This is a genomic window from Spirochaetota bacterium, assembly GCA_026415295.1.
Classification (GTDB): domain Bacteria; phylum Spirochaetota; class JAAYUW01; order JAAYUW01; family JAOAHJ01; genus JAOAHJ01.
Genome location: JAOAHJ010000028.1, coordinates 1 through 22,568, shown reverse-complemented (window position 1 = coordinate 22,568; position 22,568 = coordinate 1). Strand labels below are relative to the sequence as shown.

The 22,568-nt window shown below is 23.5% G+C and carries 15 protein-coding genes; 4 read left to right on the top strand and 11 right to left on the bottom strand.

The features are described 5' to 3' along the window. Positions 1-110: 110 nt before the first annotated feature. A complete protein-coding gene (locus tag N3A58_06775; protein ID MCX8059102.1) occupies positions 111-2,705 on the bottom strand; it encodes a cation-translocating P-type ATPase in 2,595 nt (864 codons plus the stop codon). 338 nt (positions 2,706-3,043) lie between these two features. Further along, complete coding sequence (locus tag N3A58_06770) at positions 3,044-5,479, bottom strand: chitobiase/beta-hexosaminidase C-terminal domain-containing protein (protein ID MCX8059101.1); 2,436 nt, start codon at positions 5,477-5,479, stop codon at positions 3,044-3,046. A 376-nt stretch (positions 5,480-5,855) separates the two neighbouring features. On the opposite strand from N3A58_06770, the gene N3A58_06765 reads away from it, so the two are divergent. Continuing rightward, positions 5,856-7,388, top strand: coding sequence for an L-serine ammonia-lyase, iron-sulfur-dependent, subunit alpha (locus tag N3A58_06765; GenBank protein MCX8059100.1), 1,533 nt, complete (start codon positions 5,856-5,858; stop codon positions 7,386-7,388). Between the two features lie 122 nt (positions 7,389-7,510). On the opposite strand, the gene N3A58_06760 is transcribed toward N3A58_06765, so the two are convergent. Together N3A58_06760 and N3A58_06755 are read right to left on the bottom strand one after the other, a co-directional pair. Then, positions 7,511-8,884, bottom strand: a complete 1,374-nt coding sequence (locus N3A58_06760) for a metallopeptidase TldD-related protein (GenBank protein MCX8059099.1) — start codon at positions 8,882-8,884, stop codon at positions 7,511-7,513. Positions 8,885-8,912: 28 nt separating this feature from the next. Next, entirely contained in the window at positions 8,913-10,466 is a 1,554-nt protein-coding gene (locus tag N3A58_06755; protein MCX8059098.1) for a metallopeptidase TldD-related protein, read from the bottom strand. Between the two features lie 288 nt (positions 10,467-10,754). Here N3A58_06755 and N3A58_06750 point away from each other — a divergent pair, with 288 nt between their 5' ends. Together N3A58_06750 and N3A58_06745 are read left to right on the top strand one after the other, a co-directional pair. Beyond that, positions 10,755-11,900, top strand: coding sequence for an ABC transporter substrate-binding protein (locus tag N3A58_06750; GenBank protein ID MCX8059097.1), 1,146 nt, complete (start codon positions 10,755-10,757; stop codon positions 11,898-11,900). A 46-nt stretch (positions 11,901-11,946) separates the two neighbouring features. Next, a complete protein-coding gene (locus N3A58_06745) occupies positions 11,947-13,695 on the top strand; it encodes a methyl-accepting chemotaxis protein (GenBank protein ID MCX8059096.1) in 1,749 nt (582 codons plus the stop codon). On the opposite strand, the gene N3A58_06740 is transcribed toward N3A58_06745, so the two are convergent. The 7 genes from N3A58_06740 to purS all read right to left on the bottom strand — a co-directional run bounded on the left by N3A58_06740 (position 13,671) and on the right by purS (position 21,334). Next, positions 13,671-14,591: a hypothetical protein gene (locus N3A58_06740; protein MCX8059095.1), complete on the bottom strand. Its 921-nt coding sequence runs from the start codon at positions 14,589-14,591 to the stop codon at positions 13,671-13,673. The genes N3A58_06745 and N3A58_06740 overlap by 25 nt on opposite strands. A gap of 147 nt (positions 14,592-14,738) precedes the next feature. Then, positions 14,739-15,365, bottom strand: a complete 627-nt coding sequence (gene purN / locus N3A58_06735; protein MCX8059094.1) for a phosphoribosylglycinamide formyltransferase — start codon at positions 15,363-15,365, stop codon at positions 14,739-14,741. Between the two features lie 66 nt (positions 15,366-15,431). After that, on the bottom strand, positions 15,432-16,478 hold the full coding sequence (gene purM / locus N3A58_06730) for a phosphoribosylformylglycinamidine cyclo-ligase (GenBank protein MCX8059093.1): 1,047 nt from the start codon (positions 16,476-16,478) through the stop codon (positions 15,432-15,434). Between the two features lie 17 nt (positions 16,479-16,495). Next, positions 16,496-17,911 carry an amidophosphoribosyltransferase gene (purF, locus tag N3A58_06725; protein ID MCX8059092.1) on the bottom strand — a complete coding sequence of 472 codons (1,416 nt, stop codon included), beginning with the start codon at positions 17,909-17,911 and terminating at the stop codon, positions 16,496-16,498. 15 nt (positions 17,912-17,926) lie between these two features. Next, complete coding sequence (gene purL, locus N3A58_06720) at positions 17,927-20,230, bottom strand: phosphoribosylformylglycinamidine synthase subunit PurL (protein ID MCX8059091.1); 2,304 nt, start codon at positions 20,228-20,230, stop codon at positions 17,927-17,929. Positions 20,231-20,389: 159 nt separating this feature from the next. Continuing rightward, positions 20,390-21,049 carry a phosphoribosylformylglycinamidine synthase subunit PurQ gene (gene purQ / locus N3A58_06715; GenBank protein ID MCX8059090.1) on the bottom strand — a complete coding sequence of 220 codons (660 nt, stop codon included), beginning with the start codon at positions 21,047-21,049 and terminating at the stop codon, positions 20,390-20,392. Between the two features lie 39 nt (positions 21,050-21,088). Beyond that, positions 21,089-21,334, bottom strand: coding sequence for a phosphoribosylformylglycinamidine synthase subunit PurS (gene purS, locus N3A58_06710; GenBank protein MCX8059089.1), 246 nt, complete (start codon positions 21,332-21,334; stop codon positions 21,089-21,091). Positions 21,335-21,544: 210 nt separating this feature from the next. Here purS and N3A58_06705 point away from each other — a divergent pair, with 210 nt between their 5' ends. Continuing rightward, positions 21,545-22,486 (top strand): phosphatase PAP2 family protein, encoded by a 942-nt coding sequence (locus tag N3A58_06705; protein ID MCX8059088.1) that lies wholly within the window; start codon positions 21,545-21,547, stop codon positions 22,484-22,486. Positions 22,487-22,568: the final 82 nt, after the last annotated feature.

Here is a 22,568-nt window from a genome sequence, read left to right as displayed (position 1 = left end):
TGTTTGAATAATAAATTAATCAATAATATAGATTGATATTGTAAAGAAAATAATTTTATTAAAATTACAGATTGGATATTATTTTTTTAAAAATTTTTTAATTAAATAATTTAAAATTCAACTTTTATTCTTTTTAGTAATAATGAATTAATTACCACAGATATAGAACTTAATGCCATTGCAATTTCTGCTAAAATTGGATTTAAAATTCCAAGAATTGCTAAAGGAATCATAATAATATTATAAAAGAAAGCCCAGAATAAATTTATTTTTATTTTATTAAATGTTTTTCTTCCTATTATTATTGCTTTGTACAAATCAAAAATTTTTCCTGAAAGTAATATTATATCTCCACTTTCAAGAGCAAGATCTGTTCCAGTACCTATAGCTACACCAATATCTGAAGCTTTTAATGCAGGAGCATCATTTATTCCATCTCCTACCATCATAATTTTTTTACCCTTTTTTTGTAGTTCATTGATTATTTTAAGTTTATCTTCAGGCAGTAGTTCATAAAAATAATTATTTATTTTTAATTTATTTGCTAATTCTTCCGTTCTTTCTTTTTTATCACCAGAAAGTAAATATATATCATAATTTTTTTTATTTATAATTTTAACAGATTTTAAGTTATGCTCATTTATATTTTCATTTATTAAATATATTAAAAAAATATTACCATCAATAGTAAAAAAATTAGAGTTTTTGTTAAAACTTTCCTTTTCAAAATTTATTATAATTCCATTTTCTTTAATAAAATTATAATTTCCGGATAAAATTAATATATTTTCAGCAATAATTTTATTTTCTTTTGTTTTATCATCTTCTTTAATAATGCTAATGTATGATTTAATTCCTTTTCCAGTAAAATATTCAAATTTATCTATTTTTATTTTAAATTTTAAAAATTTTTTATTTATATTTTTTATTTTAAAAAGATTATTAATATAACTTGTAATTGATTTAGAAATAGGATGATTTGATAAATTTTCAATTTCTTTTGAGATTTTTAATACAAAGTCCTCATTTAAAAGTAAATTATTAACTATTTTTTCTTCTCTATAAAATAATTTTGATCTATCTATTTTCTTGTTTTTCAAAAATATATGCTTTTCTATGGAAGGAATTTCAGATATTATAGTTCCAGTTTTATCAAATATTATAGTATCAATTTTATTTATTTTTTCAAAAAAGTCACCATTCTTTATTAATATTTTGTTTTTATATGCAACTCCTAAGCCAGTCATAATAGCTGTTGGAGTAGCAAGGCCCAAAGCACATGGACAAGCTATAACTAAAGTAGAGATTAGAGAATAAAGGCCCAATGAAAATTTTTCGAAAAAACCTATTTTTGGATATTTTAAAAAAATTTCAACTAAAAAAGTATTTTCTAAAAATTTTAATAAATTAATTTTTGAAGATAAGTTTAAAAAAATTGTTGCTAATTTATCGTAAAAGAAATAATTAATAAAAAAAGAAAAAATAGAAAGTATAAAAATTATAGGAACAAAGAAGCTTGTAATCTTATCAGCAAAAAGTTGTATTTTGACTTTTTTAAGTTGGGCATTCTCTATTAACTTTTTAATGTTCTCTATATAGGTTTCCTCTCCAATTTTATTAATTTTAATTTTTAAATAACTAGACTTATTTATAGCGCCTCCAACAATAAAATCTCCTTCTTTTTTGAGTACAGGTTCAGATTCACCTGAAATTATTGATAGATCAATTAAAGATTCTCCATAAATAATTGTACCATCAGAGGGTATTTTTTCACCTGGTTTTACAAGTACAATATCACCAGGTCTTAGTCTTTCTAGTGGAACATCAATTGTATTATAGTTTATATTATTTAAAAGACTATTGTTATAAATATTTAACTTATTAATAGATTGATCTTTAATTAACTCATGATTTTTTTCTTCTAATAATAAATGAGCTTCTTTTACAGAGAGTTTTGAAATTTCTTCAAGTAATCTATTAGTTTTTTTTATTGATCTATTTTTTATAAAATTTCCTATATTATTAATTAGAATAATCATAGCACCAATCATTGAGAAATTACTTATTCTCACAAAGGGACTTATAAGAACTGTTAAGAAAGATGAGATAGCACTTATAGCTATTAATGTGTCCATTGTAAAAATAAAATTTTTAAAAGAAAAAAAAGCTTTTCTTAATGTTGTATAACCTGAAATAAAAATAACTATAAATGAAAAGATAATATCAATAAAAATATCAAAATTGAGAAATAGAATTTTATGAACACCTATATAATGATTTATTAAATTTAAATTAAAATGGTTGCTCATAAAGAACATTTTAATAAATAGAGGAATTGAAAAAATAATAGAGATTAAAAGATTATTTTTTTCATTTAAAAATGATTTTATATTTTTTACTTCATTTTTTTTATTATATTGAGCTAGATTATTTTTATCAAATGAATTACCATCAGAAAGAATTGAGCTATTATTTTCGTAAAGATCATATCCTAAATTATTTAGTAGGTTTTTTATTGTAATAAAATTTATAGTTTTGTTTGACTTTATTCTTAATTCATTTGAAAGTGGATTTATATCAACTTCATTAATACCATCTATATTGTTTTTTAGAACTTTGGTAATGATATTAATGCATGATGAACATGTTATCCCTTTTACAATATATTTTGATTCAAAAAGATTATTTCTTATTTGGTCTTCCATAATTATACATCCTTTCTTTTTAAAATATAACTAAAATAGTGATATTTGTCAAAAACAGTATATCAAGATTTAAAATTTAATTAAAAAATTTTTTTAATCTAAATATTGGTTGATTTTTATTTTTTAATTTATTGAGTTTAACTATTTAATTTTAAAAAGCATTAGAGATAAATCTATTAAAACTTTAAAAAATATCAGTGATGTTAATATTAATAAATATTTAGCAAATATAATAAAATGCTAATATAATTATAATTGTTGATATAAAATAAAAGTAATAATAAATAATAAAGTAAGATAAATTTATTAAAATATCAAATGGATTAAATTTTATATATTTAATTTTGCTCATAAATATAGAGCATATTTCCAATTATTCCTAGAATATAAATTTTATTATTTAATTTGCTAAAATTGATTGCAGAGTTAAGATTATTATTTGATGTTGTAAATATCTCTATATTTCCTTCATTGTTTATTATGGCATATTTTAATATATAAGAATTTGTAGAATTAAAATATCTACAATATATTATATGTAAATTGTTATTTGAATCAATGACTAGTTTATTAAACAATCCATCATTAAATCCTTGAATATTTTCAATATATGAAATTTGCCATGATCCATTTTTGTTTGTTGCAAGTTTTAAGGCCCCAGTTGATTTTGATTTGTATTGATAATATGTAATATATACTTTATTATTGTTATCTATAGCAATAGATGAGTATTTGCCAACATTTCCAGTAGAATCAATTGTTTCTTTAATCCATTCTGTTCCATCAAAATAAGCATATTTAAGAGAAACTGTTATTGCATCATAATAAGATATATGAGGAAAACCATTTTGATCGAGATCTAAAGAAATATAAGAATTAAAATCACCATTAGTATCTACTGTTTCTATTTGCCATTCTTCATTTTCTACATGCTTTTTAGCATATTTTAAATAACCATTTGTTGAATCATAATAAGCAACATGAATATAATCATTTGAATAATCATATTTAATAACACAATAAAGTCCTACATCTCCATTTGTATCAATTTGCGAATTTATCCATGAACCTGATCTATTTGTGATATAATTTAAATTCTTATTTGTTGCATCATAAAATACAATATGAACATAATCGGATGAATCGATTGCTATAGAAGAATAATTTCCTACATCTCCTGTAGTTAAAATAGGACTTGCAGATTTCCAAGAAGGATTATTATTAACATAATATAGATCTTTAGCAGAACCTCCACGATAATAAGAAACATGTAAAAATTTCCTAAAATCAGAAACTAAAGACAAATGTTCAATATCATTGCTAGAATTATTTGTATATATTTTATTAAATAAAATGTTATAAAAACCTTGAGTTAGATCTGAATCAGCATAACCGGTTTTTTTAGCTTTTACTTTAAGATTTGTTGGGATCGATAAATTAATTGGTGCATTATAATTAATATATGGATCACTTAAATTTGTAGAGTAAAGAATAGAAGCTCCAACAGTTATTGTAGAAATAGAGACAGAAGTTTCTTCAAAATATTTACCAGGATTTTTGTTAAAAGTTGGTTTTGCAACTTTTAATAAATAATTGGCAGAAGAAACAATAGAATTTTCATACCCTGCTTTTACTGCTAATACTCTTAATTTATAATTACCGTTACTTGAAGGTGTACTACCTGGAATGTTTATTGGTGAATTATATTGAGGAGATGATCCAGGTATTGGGTTACTTCCATCTAGAGTGTAGTATAGAATTACACCTGGAGTTGGGCAATTAAGTGTTATAGTTTGATTATTAAAATAAGTACCACTTTCTAAGTCAATATAAGGAGGCAAACATTGTAATGTATAAGAAACATTTAATTCGTTAGAATCAATATATCCTGTTTTTTCAGCATAAATTCTAAAGTTCATACAACTATTTATGTTAATCTGAGAATTGTTATATAATATTCGAGATGGTGAAGTCTTTGGGTCTGTTCCATCTGTTGTATACCATATATTTGCTTTACTTGTTTGACATGATATTGTAAGAGTTTTATCTTCATAATAAATACCAGGTTGTAAGCTAACTTCTGGATTTGAAACTTTTAAATCATATGAAACTTCAGAAATATTAGAATTTATATAACCATCTTTAATGGCTATTGCTTTAATTTTTAATGAAGTGTTAACCAAAATCTGTTCTCCATTGTATTTATCAGATACATATGGTTCTGGATCAGTTCCGTCCAATGTATAAAAAATTTCAACATCATTTAAATCGCAAAAGATTCTAACTTTTATATCATTATTATAAACTCCGCTATTAACATCAAATTTTGGAAGGGGAACTTTATTTATAGTGTAAATAGCTTCAACTATATCAGAATTCTGATAATTTTCTTTAGTTGCAATTGCTTTTATAGTTGTTGTTTTATCAATAAAAATTGGAGTTGTATATAAGTTTGAACTTTGAGGTTCTGGGTTAGATCCATCTAAAGTATACCATATCTGTGAACCATTAGTACTACAAGTGATTTCTAATGTTATATATTCATCAAAACTTCCACCTTCTAAAGAAAAAACAGGTTTTTCAACCTTTAATGGTGTAGCTCCCCCATTGTTTCCATTTCCACTGTTATTACCACTATTATTGTTTGAGTTCGAACCTGCAGAGGATGTTTGTGTATTTGAAACAGGATTACTACAAGAGGAAAAAATGAATAAAAAAATAATTGTGATAATTGTTAATAAAATATATATAAAATTTGATATTTTTTTATTCATTTTAACCTCTTTTAATAAAAATAATTTGTTTATACTGTAAATATTATTGTATAATATATTATAATGAATTTATTTTATAAATCAACTTCTTTAAATATTTTTTAAAAAATTTTTTTACATAATTTTTTAGTTTTTTTTAATTTAATAATGTGTTAATTTATTTAGTTTATTTTTTTGTCTATTTTATTATTTTACTTATAAAAATATTTTCTTGAAAAATTTAAAAATGTTTAGATAGTTAACTTTAGTTATTATTTCGAGTTATTTTTTAAAAAAATTTATTTGAAAATAAAATAAATTTATGATAACTAGTAAAAAAATTTGATTTAATTTGATATAATAAAAAAAATTATATACCCTTTAAGGATAAAACTTTATGAATTTATTTAGAATAAGAGAATTTTTATTAAGTATGCTTGATTTTACTTATGGTTGTACAGAACCTGCAGCAATAGCCCTAAATGGGGCTAAATCAAAGGAGATTTTAATTGATTATTTATATGAAAAATATAATGATTTTGATAATGAAAATATATTACAAAATTCTTTAATATTTTTTATTATTGACAAAATGACATATAAAAATGCTTACAATGTAGGGATTCCTCTTTGTAATATAAAAGGAATAAAAGAGTCTTACTTTTCAGGATTTTTATTTGGGAATTCTAAAGATAAATTAGAGATTTTTAATAGTATCAAAGAACAGGAACTTTTACTTATTAAACAAATTTTAAATAATAATAATAATTATATTTCAAATGATAAAATCTCAAATATTAGTTATAAAAAACTAAGTTTCCTTATTCATTTATCAAAAAAATTAAAAATCAAAACTGTAGAATTTAATAGACTCCTATTATTAACACTTATTTTAATTAAGGATAAGATTTTTATTATTAAAACAGAGGAATTTCATGATAAAATAGAAATATTACAAATTAATCTACGAGATTTAATAAATAGAATTAGTAATATTGATAAAAAATTTATTATTAAAAATTTAAATGATGTAAATAACATATCTAACTTTATAAATAAAATTACATCCAAATCTACTTTTATAAAATTGATTAATTTATTTTTTGACGGAAAAGAAAATAGAATTGAAAAGAGATATTTATTGAATAAAGAAATATATTATATTGAAACATGGTACCATATAATTGATGAGTTATATAATGATAAAGAAATTAAAGAAAAAATAGTAGAAGGAGCAGTCTGTAATGTTTTAACATCTTATGAGAAAAATGAATTAACTTGTATTGATGATAATTTTGTTTCTTCAGCAATATATAATAGAATGATTGGTAAAAGGTTAAAAGTTCTTGCATGTGCTAAATCTGGAAATAAAGGTATAACTGCTTTAGCCTCAGTGCTTAATTATTATTTAACAAGAAATCATAAATCGCTTATAGATGAGGTGTTAATAAATTATTGTGAAGAAAAAAGAGATTATTATTATTCTATAATTAAGAAAATAGTTTTACAAGATGTTAAACTTATAAAATCCTTAATTTTGTCATGTTTAATAACAAGTATAATTACTTACAAATTTGGTTTCATATCTTCAATATGTGGTGTTATTTATGGAGCTGGTGCTGGATTTTTAGGAGCTATTTTATATTATGATGATAGATTAGAACTATTTGAGAAAGCTTTTTTAAATTATATATCAACCTTTGGAGGTGTTTTCTGTGATGGTGCTAAAACTTCTTGTGCTTCGAGAGGATATGTATCTGTTAAAACAGCAATTAAAGCAAAAGATTTAATTGATAAAAGCTTTGTTTTTAGTTATAAAGATGGTTATTTAGGAAAGAATTTTATGAATACTCTTGATAATTTAACTAAATTTAATAGTATTTTAAATAAAATAAATTCTAAGATGATAGATATACTTGAGAGTAAGTAAAACATAACTAAATTAGAATATTTAAATATTTAAAATAGAAGTTTTCAATGGGGCAAAGTAAAATAAATTTAAAAATTAGAAATAATATAAAGAGTATATTAATAATAAAATGATCAAAATTCTTAATTTAAAATGTTTAATTTAGTATAAAAAGAGTATTTATTATTGTAGTTGTTTTTTAATATTTTAAAATTTCCACTTCTAAAAATATCAAAAATATTCCCGTTTATATTTCCTTTAATTAATCCAACAAAATTGCCTTTTTCTTTTAGAAGGCCGGTAGAAACAGAAAGTGAAAAGTTTCCAGATATTGGTTCTTGTGTATGTAATCCTAATATATCAAATATAATATAACAGTCATCAATTTCATTAATAAATTCTACCAAATTATTATCAAAAGGTTCTAATATTAATTTACCATTTCCAAAACCATTATTTGGAGGCATATTTAGCATTTTTGAACTTTTCAAAGTTATAGATGGTTGAGTAAGTTTTCCATCCTTTATAAAAGTTGTTTTTTGTGGAGTTAATCCTTCAGTTGAGATAGCATAACTTGAAAGTTCATAATCTAAAAATGGATCAAAATAAAGATCAAATTTCTTATTTGATATTTCTTTATTATTTTCAAAATCTTTCATATTAAAAAAAGATTTATTATAATAAATATTTTTTCCATCCAAATTATATCCAAAATAAAAATTTAGAAGACTATAAAATACAGGAGATAAAAATATTACATTATTTGTATTTATTTTTTTGTATTCAATAGGAACTAGTTTATTATAAAACAAGGAAAAAAAATTAATAAATTCATCAAGATCACTTTTTTCAAGTTTTTTATGCTTTGCGTTTGAATAATAAAGAAGTGAATCAAAATCATATGATAAACCATTTTCCGAGTAAATTTTTCCAAAATATAGATCCTCTGAGTTACAAAAAGTTTCATAGTAAATAGAATAACTTAAATCTACATTAGAAAATTTAACTCCATTTTCTTTAAAAAAATTAAACACTTCAAATACTTTTTCAAACAATTCAAAATTATTATTTTTAATATTTTCTATCAAAAGATTGTCGAATGATTTATAATCTCTAAAATTCTGATCTTTTAATATTTCTGGTACAAATTTTTCTTCATAAGAGATATCTCTAAAGAAATTAAGATAGTTTTCAAAATTTACTATTTTTTCATAATCAAGATCAACAAGAGATATCTTATTATCTTTCCAGATAATTGTCAATGATCCAGAAAAATCTTCACTTATACTTATTGGACTATATACATTTCCAATATTATTATTGTTTATTCCAAAATAATAAGATGTTTCTTTAGAAATGTTAAACATGAACTGTTTAACTTCTTTTGTATTTTTAATAATACTTTTAATTTTGTTTGATAAACTATTTACTTGATTAATATTAATAAGGTCTTCTAAAAAATTTTTATCTATATCTTTTATTACTTCTGCTTCTCTTTCATTATTAAAAATTATCATATTTTTTATCCTTAAAAAATTATTATTTTTATTTTCCTCCAATTATTATATTCTCATTGTAATTTATTCCTAAAAAGTAATGTGATCCACCTGAAGAATTAACGCTCTGTCCTGATTTACCACATCTTCCAATGGCATCAAGTTTTAAATTCCCTATACCAAAACTTATAGAATCTAGTGTTTTTAGAGTTATTCCGGAAAAAACTGATGGTTTAAATATCTTTATTTTGTTATTTTCAACTTTGTAAATGGCTTGACAATTAAAAACAAAATTTCCTTTAACAGTGTCTACTTGACCTCCACTATAACCAGATAGCAGTAATGTATCTTTGTCATTTTTAAAAAGTTTATTTTCTAGAACATAATTTAAAATTTCTGATGGCTTAATTTCATTAAAGTTTTTATTGAAAATATTATCTTTGTAAACAAAGTCAGGATTAAGTTCTATTCTTATATTTGACATTCTTGGAATTGGTATGTCTGAATATCTTTCTGACCTTTCAGCTCCTGTTAATTCAGTTTGAGCTTTTTTATAAGAAAAAACATCCGAAAGTCCATTATTTAATATTCCATCTTTGACAATATAGACTTTTTTTCTAATAAGCCCATAATCTGAAAATGGAGTATAAGCCCATTCATTATCGAAAGATTCATCTATTATATTTAAAAAAGATTTGCCTACTTTTAAACCTTTATTAAAAATTCCATTTTTTGAAAGTATTGAGTTTTCAACAAAATCAGTTTCAGCAGCATGGCCAAATGCTTCATGTGCTAAGCCTTTAGCTAGGGCATAATCTATAATAAGATTATAAGATCCACCATCAACATTTTCTGCTAAAGATAAATCTTTTACAAGTTTATTATTTTTTGAGGTTAGACTTAAAAATTCTTCAAGTTTGTCTTTATCATTTAGGATATCTAATCCAAATTTATGAATTTTATAATAAATAGAAGCTTTTGAATTCGAAGATATTGAAAGATCTCCTGTAATAATTGAATAAAATTCATTATAATATATATCTGTTCCATCTGATCTAAAAATAAAATTATCAATATTTTTTAGTGAGATTCCTATGGAGTATGAAATATCATTCTCTTTAGGTAAATTATTATAGAATTCTAAGAAGTCCCTCTGAAATTTTTCTGAATTAATTTTATCTATATCAACATTGCTTTTTTTTTCTAATCTTGCTTTAATAGGTTGTAATTCAAAAATATTTTTATTAGGATCATTGCAAATTTTATTATATTTTTTAAGTAAATTCATACCATTATTTATTAAAGCTTTTATCTTATTCATATTTAAATCAAAAGTTGAGACAAAAATAGAAAAACCATTTTTATCAAAAAGATGAAAACCTATTCCAGCTTCTTTGATATTAAAATAATTATTAATGTTACCATTTGTTATAGAAGAAGAGATTAATTTGCATATTTTAATTTTTCCAACTATATAGAATTCAGTTTTATTAATATAGCTAATAATATTATTTATTAGTATTGATATATCATCTTGTGCTTTTAAACTATTTGAAAGATTTAGTTTATTGTTTTCATATATATTTTCTAATTTTTTATTCATAAAATCCTTCTCTAATAGGTTATTATAAAAAGTTTAATTAAGTTTAAAAAGTTATTCCACTAAAATTATGTCTTTTTATAGTTACTAAAAAGTTAAATTAAAAAAAAATAATTTTCAACAGTTTTATTTTATTTTTATCTTATATAATCAAAAAATTATATTATAAAAATATATATTATAGAATTTACTATATTAATTAAAAAATATAAAAGATATTGAAATTATATAAAAATATATTATTAATATTTTAACTTAGTATTAAAATAAATAATTTTTTTGGAGGTATTTATGAAGTCAAAATTATTTTATTTTTTATTTTTGGTTTTTTTTCTTTTTTTATTTTTTAATATTAATGCTCAAACAAAAGTTGTTAAAATTGGAGGAATTTTTGATTTAACTGGAGCTACAGGAGATGTAGGGGCTCCTTATTCTTTGGGGGCAAGAGATTATGTTGAATATATTAATTCTAAAGGTGGTATAAATGGTAATAAAATCGAATTTGTATGGACTGATTATAAATACAATGTAGATATTGCCCTCGAATTTTATAATAATAATTTAAAAGGAAAAGTTGTTGGTATTATTGGTTGGGGAACAGGAGATACATTAAAGTTAGCACCTTTAGTTGCACAGGATAAAATTCCTTTTGTATCAGCATCTTATGATGAAAATTTAGCAGATCCAAAAAAGAATCCATATAATTTTGTATGTGGTCCTACTTATTCAGATCAAATTAGGGTTATTTTAAAACATTTTTCTTCTAAATTTGGTAAAAATGCTAAGGTTGCAATTTTTCATCATCCATCAGCTTTTGGAGAATCACCAATACCAGCTGCAAAGGATGAAGCAAATAAATTAGGAATAATTATATCTGATATTATTCCTATGACACAGGATGTAGATTATGTTGCAAAGATTAAAACTTTGAATGAAGCTGGAGTTAAAGGAATCATTATAAATAATGTAGCTGTTCCAACATTAAATTTTCTTAAAGCTTATTCTACTACTGGTGCAAAGATGCAAATTTATGGTTTAAATTGGACTGTAAATGAAGATATGATACAACTAGCAGGTAATTTACTTGATGGTTTTATCTATGCTTCTGCAGTAGCTTTCCCACATGAGAATGTAGAAGGAATAAAAGAAATTTTATCTTTTAAGGATACTCCAGTTTCAAGAAGAATTAATTATATACAAGGATGGGCTACAGTAAAAGTTCTTGTTGAAGGAATAAGACTTGCTGGTCAGAACTTAACAGGGGAAGGTATAAAAAGTGCTTTGGAAAAATTAAGTAATTTTTCTACAGGCAATATTTTTTATAATATTACTTTTACCCCAAATTCACATAAAGGTTCTCTAAAATTAAGATTATATGAGTATAAAGCTTCTGAAGGAAAATTTATAAAAATAGCTGATTTTATTTCTGCTCAATAAAATAATCTACATCAAGATAAAAATCAAAAATAATTGAGGTTTTATTATGAAAACAACCACCGGAAAATTTAAATATAATTTATTTGACAAAATAACTTTTAAAATCTTACTTTTGTTTTTAATCATTTTTGTTATAGTAGTCCTGTTTTTATCTTATATCAGTATTAAAGAAATTTCGAAAAATTTATCAAAAATAGATTATGAAAAAAATATATTAAGTGTTAAAAATATAATTGAATCTTGTGTTAATCCTTTAAGATATTATATAATAGGAGACATAGAAAGGATACTTAAAAATGCATTACAGGATAATCCTTCATATGTGGAGATTACTTTGTATGATAAATATGGAACAATTATTTTTTCATCAAAACAAGAAAAAAAAGTTACACCAGAGGAATTTGAACAAAAGATAAAGAAAGTTGAGAAAATAGAAAAATTAGAATTAAAAAATGGATATGAAATAATTTCTCCGGTGGTTGTTGATAATAATATAGCTGGTTATCTTTATGTAAAAGTATCTATAAATTATATTAATAAAATAATAGCTAATGAAATTAAAATAATAATTTTAGTTTCAATTTTTCTTTTTATTATTTTTAATTTTATATTTAATGTGTCATTAAATATCATAGTTATTAATTCTCTTAAAAAAGCAATTTTGATTATGAAAGATATTTCAGAAGGTGAAGCAGATTTAACTGCTTCAATGGATGTTAAACAAAAAAATGAAATTGGGGAGATGGCATTCTACTTAAATAAATTTATAAAAAACTTAAGAGATACAGTTTTAGTAATTAAAAATTCAATTAACAGTTTAAACAATAGTTCACTCGACCTTGCAAGTAATGTTACTGAAACTGCTTCATCGTTACATAATATAAATAGCCATGTTATGAATATAAAAGAGCAGATAAACACAATAAATAATAAGATTGAAACTGTTTTTAATTCAGTTATTGAAATAGATCAAAATATTGATGAACAGAGAAAGGCAACTAATATTTTACTAAATAATATTAATAACTCTTCTGATGTATTTAAAAAGATGAGAGATTATCAAGAAAATGTTTTTAAAAATGCTAAAGAAAAAGATGAACTATTCCAAAAACTTATAAACTCAATAAAAATAGGTAAAGATAGTTTAATTGAAGTAAAAGGCTTTATCGATAGTGTATTTAGTAATTCAGATACTCTTAAAAAAACTACTGAAACTATTCTAGGCATTGCTAATCAAACAAATTTGCTTGCAATTAATGCAGCAATAGAAGCAGCACATGCTGGAGAAGCAGGACAAGGTTTTGCCGTTGTTTCTGAAGAAATAAGAAAATTATCTGAGTCAACTGAAGAACAAGCAAAGAAAACAGAAGAGATGCTTAATAATATAGTTTCAACTATTAATCAACTTTTTGATTCTTCAAATTTACTTGAAAAGTGTTTTCTAGAAATTTCTAAACACATTGATCAATTAACTTCATATGAAATAAAAAATAATGAAGTTATCCAAAATGAATATAATGAAGGTATTAAGGTTTCTAAATTACTTGAAGGAGCTGTTAATTTATCAGAAAAAGTTGATATGAATTCAGAGAAAATAGAAAACTTATCTAAAAATATAAAAAGTTTAATGGATGATTTTAAAAAATTGATTTTAGGAACAAATCAAAATATGGAATCTATTTTTTTAGGGATAAAAGAAATAGATGAAGCAATGAATTCAGTTTCACAATTGGGTATAAGAAATAAAAATGATGTTGAAAAACTTTCTAGTCAGATAGAAAGATTTAAATTATAGATCAATAGTTTTTTAATTATAAAATAAAATGATTCTTTTAATTTATTTGAATCCCATGCTTGTAACCAATTCTTTTTATTGAATTCTATCTTGTCAGAAATTATGTAAATAGATGTTGTTTTAATATTTTTTGATTTACAGAAGCCAAAAAATGTAGCTCCCTCCATTTCAACTGTTTTTGCACCACATTTTTCTAATAAATGAAATTTTTCTAAAGTTTCTTTAAAGATAAATTCTGTTGAAAAGTGTTTTCCTTTAAAAATATTTATATTTTCTTTATTATTTTGATTTGTTGAATTAGTAAATTCAAAAGTTTTTAAATTGTTCAAATTTGTATTATTTAATTTATTAATAGTTATATTTATATTTCCTAATACATTTAAAATTTTTTCTGTTAATTCTTTATCAGTCTCATAAAAGTTATCAATAAAATAAAATTCATTTAAACCATCAAAATTTAAAGGTTTATTTGTATATACATTTGGAATTATAGAATCTGTAAATGCTCCTTCTGATATAAAAATATCACCAATATTGATTTCTTCAAAAAATGACCCAGCATAACCAATTTGGATAATATTTTTAAAACAATAAAAGGAAGAGATTTCTAGTATTTCAAGAGTAGCAGAACTACCAAGTTTATAGGGGGCAAAAAATATATTGTCATTTAAAGAATAAATTTTATTAAGTTTTTCAACAATTTTAATTTTTATATTACTTTCTGAAGAACTTGAAGATAAGAAATAATTAATAAATTGTTTAAATAAAGGACTGTAGATTAAAAAAATTGTTTTGTTATTAAATATATGAATAAAATTTTTAATCTGTTCATCACTATAAAAGTGTTTTAAAAAATAATAGGGAGTTATTAAATGATTGTTTTGATTTTTTACCATTTTATTAAAAATGCTTTCTTATTTTTATAAAGATAGTAATTTGTTATTTTTATATTTTTCTATTTATGGTATTGTCAATTTGTTTTACAAATTAACAATTTTATTAATTTTATAATTTTTATTTATTTATACATACATTTAGTTATTTTAATTCCATCTTGTTTTTTTATTTTCAATTATTAGTTTTTTTTCAGAAAAATTTTTTAGTACATCAATTAAAATTTTGTGTTCTATTTTGTGAGTTTTTTCTTCTAAACTTTCCAAACTTTCATTTTCATCTATTTTTATTACTTCTTGAGCAATAATTGGACCTGTGTCTGTTCCTTCATCAACAATATGTATAGTTACTCCAGTAAATTTCACACCTGAATTTAATACTTCTTCAAAAACTTTTTTACCATACATTCCTTTCCCACCAAATGAAGGTAAAAGAGCAGGGTGAATATTAATAATTCTATTTTTATAACTGTTTATAAATTCAGAGTTTAATATTGATAAAAAACCTGCTAAAACTATAAGGTCTGTTTTGAAATTGAATTTACTTTCAAGCTCTTTTACACTTTGTAAAATTTTATTTGAAAGATTTTGTTTATATATTTTTCTGTCTATTAGTAGATTAGGGATGTTAAACTTTTTAGCTCTTTCTAAAGCATAGGCTTCTCTATCTGATATAACAGCTTTTATGTAAGTATTTATTAAATAACCACTATTTATAGCATCAATTATAGCTTGAAGGTTTGTGCCATTTCCTGAAACTAAAACTATGATATTCATAAAAAATTTTATTAAATAAAAAATTATTACATTAAAAATTAATTATATCATTTATATATTATTTTTTCACAAATCTATGCCAATAATTTTGGTTTCTTTTTCTCCTTTTGCAACTTTACCAATTATAGAGGTTGATAAATTGTATTTTTCAAATATTTTTCTTATATTTTCAAAATCATTTTTATCTTTAACACATAAAACCATACCAGTTCCACAATTGAAGGTATTAAACATTTCTTTATCACTTATACCAAAGGATTTAAAGTACTCCATAATTTTTGGAAGCTTGATCTTATCTTTCTCTATTATTGCTGTAAAATTATCTTTAAACATTCTGGGAATATTTTCATAAAAACCACCCCCAGTTATATTTGCTATACCTTTTATTTCAATTTTATTTCTTAAGCATTCTAAAATAGGATTAACATAAATAAATGTTGGTTTTAGTAACTGTAGTCCAATTGTTGATTCTCCAAAATTAGAATTTAAATCAATCTTATTGTCATTTATTATTTTTCTTAAAAGAGAGTATCCATTGCTATGAAAACCTGAAGATTCAATACTTATTAATATATCTCCCTCTTTGATTTTTGATCCATCAATTAAGTCTTTTTTATGAACAATTCCAACTGTGAATCCAGCTATATCATACTTGCCTTCTTCATAAAAACCAGGCATTTCTGCAGTCTCTCCACCTATAAGAGAACAGCCTGCTATTTTACAACCTTCAGCTATTCCTTTAACAAGATCTCCAGCTATTTTATGATCAAGTTTTCCGCATGCAAGATAATCAAGAAAAAATAGGGGTTTTGCACCAAGACAGATTATATCATTTACACACATTGCAACACAATCAATTCCAACAGTATCATATTTTTTAAGCTTAAAAGCTAATTCTAATTTAGTTCCAACACCATCTGTTGAGGAAACAAGGAGAAAATCTTCATTCTGAGGTAATTTATAAAGTGAACCAAAGGAACCTATATCTAGAGAAACATACTTATCAAATGTTTCTCTTGCAAATTTTTTATATAATTCAACAGCTTTATAACCTTCATTAATATCAACACCAGAATCTTTATAGCTAAATTTACTATTTTTTTTATCATTCATATTATTTTATCCTAAAATTAAACTTTTTTTTCAATTTCATTATCGAGCTCTTCAAATGGTGCAGATAATGGGTATTCTCCAGTAAAACAACCAAGGCAAAAATTATTTTCATTTGTTTTCCCAAAAATAGAAAGTAGTTCATCTATAGTAAGATAGCCAACTGAGTCAGCATCTAGTTTTTTCTTTATTTCATTTATGGTAACTTTGTTTGAGCCTATAAGTTCTTTTCTTGATGCTATATTTATTCCAAAATAGCAGGGAAATCTTACTATAGGAGAAGCAATTCTAAAATGAACTTCTTTTGCCCCAGAATTTCTAATAATTTTTACTAATTGGTTTCCAGTTGTTCCCCTTACAATAGAATCATCTATTAATACTATTCTTTTATTTTGAATAACTTCTTTTAATGGATTTAGTTTAACAGAAACATCTTTTTTTCTTAATTCTGGTGATGGATTTATAAAAGTTCTTCCTATATATTTATTTTTAATTAAAGCAAGTTCATAAGGTATGTTTGATTCTTTAGAAAATCCAATAGCAGCAGGGATTCCTGAATCTGGGACTCCAGATACAAGATCTGCAGAAATAGGATAATTTCTTGAAAGTAACCTTCCTGCTTCGATTCTTGATTTATAAACATTAATACCATCAATAGTACTATCAGGTCTTGCAAAATAAATATATTCAAAAATACAAACAGATTTTTTAGTTTTTTCTGAGAAATTTATGGATTTTATATCTTTTCTATCACATATTATTATTTCCCCAGGATTTAAATCTCTAATAAATTTAGCTCCAACTGTATCAAGGGCACAACTTTCAGAAGCAAAAATATGGTAGTCATCTTTAATTCCATAGCAGAGAGGCCTTATTCCGTATGGGTCTCTCACTGCAATAAGCTTATCTTGGAATAAAATAACAAGAGCAAATGACCCTTTTATTGCAGAAATAGCATCTAAAACAGCCCTCTCTATTCCATATTTTGAACTTCTTGCAATTAAAGATAGTATTACTTCAGAATCGGATGTTGTTTGAAAAGTAAAACCTGAATCTTCAAGAAGATCTTTTAAAACATTTGAATTTACAAGGTTACCATTATGGGCGATTGCAATGTTTCCGAGTTTTGAATTTACAACAAAAGGTTGTGCATTTAAAGCAGTTGATTCTCCTGTTGTAGAATATCTTACATGTCCTATACCTGCAAAACCTTCTAGATTTTCCAAAATATTTTGACTAAAAACTTCATTTACAAGTCCCATATTCTTGTAAGTTTTAAAATCTTTTCCATCAGTTAAAGTTATTCCGCAACTTTCTTGACCTCTATGCTGTAAAGAATAGAGCCCATAATATATTATAAAAGGTATTTCAGATTTAGTTTTTTTTGATGAATTATAAATTCCAAAAATACCACATTTTTCTTTAAATTTTTCCATTGTTTTTTACCTAATTTAACTAATCAAATTTTCGAGAGATTCTTTCCAAATTTTTTTTATCTCTTTTATATCTTTTTTAATCACAATTCTATCATTTATTTTAATATTAAAAGTTCCAGAACTTAAGTCAGAATTTGAAACTATAAAACCTATATGAGAAGCAAAAATACCATTTTTTTTGAAAGAGTTGATTACCTCTTCTATGTATTCATGGTTTACTGAAATTATAAATCTTCCTTGAGTTTCTGAGAATAGAAATTCATGAGGTTTTAATTCACTTTGTATGTTTACTAAAACTCCTGTTTCATTATTAAAACAACACTCTGCCAGAGAAACTATTAAACCTCCATCAGATATATCATGAGCAGAATTTATTAAACCTTTTTTAATAAGTGAGAGTAAAGTGTCATTTGTTAAAATTTCTTTTTGTCCTTCTATTTGTGGGATTGGACCTATTTCTTTTTTATAAATATAAGATAAATATTCTGAACCACCAAGTTCAGCTCGAGTTTCACCAACTAAAATTATAGCATCACCCAAAACATAATCGTTTTCTTTAATATCAGTTAAAAATTTTTCTAAATAAAAAGATATGTTATTTTTTGAAAAATTATATTTATTTTTAATTGGTTTTTTAAAATCTATTTTTGTAATATATTCAGGCTTTTCTATTAAACCAACCATTCCAATAACAGGGGTAGGATATATTTTATGTTCTTCAGATTGGTTATAAAAACTTACATTTCCACTAATTATTGGAGTATTTAAAAGTTTACAAGCTTCTGTAATACCCAATATTGCTGCTCTAAACTGATAATAAATCTCTTCTTCTTCAGGGGAAGCAAAGTTTAAACAATCAGTTATAGCTAATGGTAAACCACCTGTTGCTACTATATTTCTTGCAGCTTCAAATACTGCTATTTTAGCACCATCATAAGGGTTCAAAAAACAATATCTTGAATTACAATCTATAGTTAAACTTATAGCTTTGTTTATCTCTTTTAGATATAGAACTGAAGCATCTCCTCCAGGTCTTATAGCAGTTCTTCTTTGTACCATATGATCATACTGTTTGAATACCCATTCTCTTGAACATATATTAGGTGAAGATATTAATGATAAAAAATCTTTTTCAATGTCAGGGTTAAATATTATTTTAGAAATTTCTCCTGAATAATTTTTTTCAATAAGATATGCTGGATATTTATATGGTCTTAAATTTGTTGGGCTCCCTTCAGCTAAAGCTTTTGCAGGAATGTTGGCAACTATTTCATCTTTATTTTTGATTCTAATCATTCCATCATCTGTCACATAACCGATTATTGAAGCATGAAGATCCCATTTTTTAAATATTTTAAAAGCATCTTTTTCTTTTCCCTTTTTTATAACAAGCAACATCCTTTCCTGAGACTCAGATAGCATTATTTCAGCTGGAGTCATATTTGGTTCTCTTGTTATAACTTTTGAAACATCTATTTCTATTCCGGAATTACCACGGGAAGCAATTTCACAAGAAGAAGAGGTTAATCCAGCAGCTCCAAGATCTTGAATTCCAATTATATCTTTATGAGCTATAAGTTCCATTGTTGCTTCTATTAAGAGCTTCTCCATGAATGGATCAGCAACCTGAACATGTGACCTTTTTTCTTCTGACTGTTCAGTAAGATTTTCTGAAGCAAAACTTGCCCCTTTTATTCCATCTCTACCTGTAGTATGTCCAACAAGTATTACAGGATTTCCTTTGCCTTTAGCAACTCCTTTTTTAATGTTACTTTTTTTTAGTAAACCAACACACATAGCATTTACAAGTGGGTTATCATTATAGCAAGTATTAAAATATATTTCCCCAGATACATCTGGAACACCAATTTTATTTCCATAATCAGATATTCCTTTGATTACACCATCAAAAAGTTTCTTTGTTTTATTTAAATTTATGTTGCCAAATCTTAAAGAATTAAGTAATGCTATTGGCCTTGCTCCCATGACAAAAATATCTCTTACAATTCCACCTACCCCAGTTGCTGCACCTTGAAATGGTTCAACTGCAGATGGATGATTGTGAGATTCAACCTTAAAAGTTAGAGCATAACCATCACCTATATCTATAATACCTGCATTTTCTCCTGGGCCTTGTAAAACTCTCTCATTTTTAGTATAGAAAAGTTTTAGTAAAGCTTTGGAGTTTTTATAAGAACAGTGTTCTGACCACATAACTCCAAACATAGCAAGTTCAAGGTCATTTGGTTCTCTTCCGATTAGTTCTATTATTCTTTTATATTCATCATAGGTTAAACCTTCTTTTTCCCATCTTTCCATAATTTACCTTTATAATATAAAATTTTTTATTTTTTATTTTATAAAAAATTATTTTTTTATTTTATGCAATAATAAACAATTGCTCTGAAATATAATGATAATAATTAAAATATTATTAATAAAAATTTATGCATAAAAATTATCCTCTTAATTAGAAATTTAAATTTTATAAGAATTTAGAATAGATTTAAAAAATTTTAAACCTACATCAGAACCTAAAATTTTGTTTGATACTCTTTCAGGATGAGGCATAAGCCCTAAAACATTTCCTTTTTTATTAATAATTCCAGCTATATCTTCTTTAGATCCATTAGGGTTAATTTTATATTTGAAAACAATTCCGTTATATTTTTTTAACTCAATAAGAGTAGCATCATCTATATAATAGTTTCCTTCACCATGTGCAATAGGAAAATTTACAATTTCTTTTTCATTAAAAAGATTAGTAAAAGGTGTATCATTATTCTCAACAATTAAATCGCAATCAGAACATATAAATCTACATTTTTTGTTTAACATTAAGGTACCAGGTAAAAGCTTTAGCTCAGTTAATATTTGGAATCCATTACAAATACCAAGAACAAGTTTCCCTTTCTCAACAAATTCATTAATATTTTCTAAAATTCGGGCAAATCTAGCAATTGCTCCACATCTTAAATAATCCCCATAAGAAAAACCACCAGGCAATACAAGTAAATCAGCATTAATCTTTTTTTCTTCATGCCATAAAAAAGAAACTTTAATACCAATCTCTTGTAAAGTATAATAAACATCATAATCGCAATTTGAGCCTGGAAATATAACAACCTGAGCTTTCATTTCTAATCCTTTTTATTTTTTGGTTTACAAATTAAAAAATTAAATTTTTTCAATAATAAAGCTATATTTTTCTATTTCAGGATTGTATAAAAGTTTTCTACACATTTGATCTACCTTTTCAGTTGCTTCTTTTTCATCCTTTGCTTCCAATTTTATTTCTATATATTTACCAATCCTTACAGATTCAGAATTAAAACCAAGTTTTATTAAAGCTTCTTTTATTGTTTCCCCTTGAGGATCTAAGATTGAATCTTTAAGTGTAACATTTATTTTGGCTAGATACATTTTTAACCTCTTTTATTATATAATTTAAAAAATTTTATATTTCTCTTATAAAGTTTTATTATCATAAAAATGATTTTTATCAATTAAAATAGAAATTTTTTTAAAACTATTTTAATTAGGTTAAGAAATAAAAAAATTATTTTTTATTTAATTTATATGGATATTATTAGATAATAAGTTAATATATCTATATAAAGATTAGGATTAAAGATGGAGAATTTTTTTATAAATGGATTGGAGATATTAGAATATATTTCTAAAATAAGAACACCATTTTTAAATTATTTTTTTTATTTTTTATCATTTTTAGGGTCAGAAAAATTTTATTTAATTATTTTACCTTTACTATTTTGGTGTATTGATGAGAAAGGAGCTTATAAATTAACAATTTTGTTTTTTATTTCATATTTTATTAATGATTATTTGAAATCTTTATTTAAAATTCCAAGACCTTTTTCAATTAATAAAAATATAGCAATAGCATATGAAGAAAGTTTTAGCTTTCCATCTGCACACTCTCAAGGTTCTGCAACTATATATGGGGCTATTTCTTTGAGATTTAAGGGATTTTTAAAAATATTATTTTTGATTTTTTTACCAATACTTATTGCTTTGTCAAGGATATACCTTGGGGTACATTATCCTATAGATATAATATGTGGATTAATTATTGGTTATTTTTTTGTTTTTTTATTTAGTTTTTTTGAAAAAAGGATTGAAAATTTTTTTGAAAATAGATCTTTTTTGTTTAAATTAGTTATTATAATTGTTTTAGATTTTTTATTAATAATTATTAAATATAATAGTACTTCTATTACAGGAGCTTTTTTTGGTTTATCTTTTGGTTATATTTTATATAATCAAATAAATGATGTTAAAAAAAATAATAGAACATCAGAAAATGAAATTATTTTACAAAAAAAAGGTATAATATTAAAAAAACTTATAAAATATATTATTGGTTTAGTTTTTATTTTTATATTTTATTTTGGAGGATCTGTTTTTTATTCAAAGAACCATCATGATTTAAAATATTATATTTTTAGTTATATAAAATATTTAATAATTGGTTTTTGGATATCTTTTGTTTATCCTTTAATTTATAATATAATTATTTCAAAATTGAATTTTTATGGAAAAAATAGATATTAAAAAATTATGGTTTAATGTTGATTCTAAATTAAAAGAAAAGATTACATCAATTTTTATTGATGCTTTTTATGAAAAGGATTTT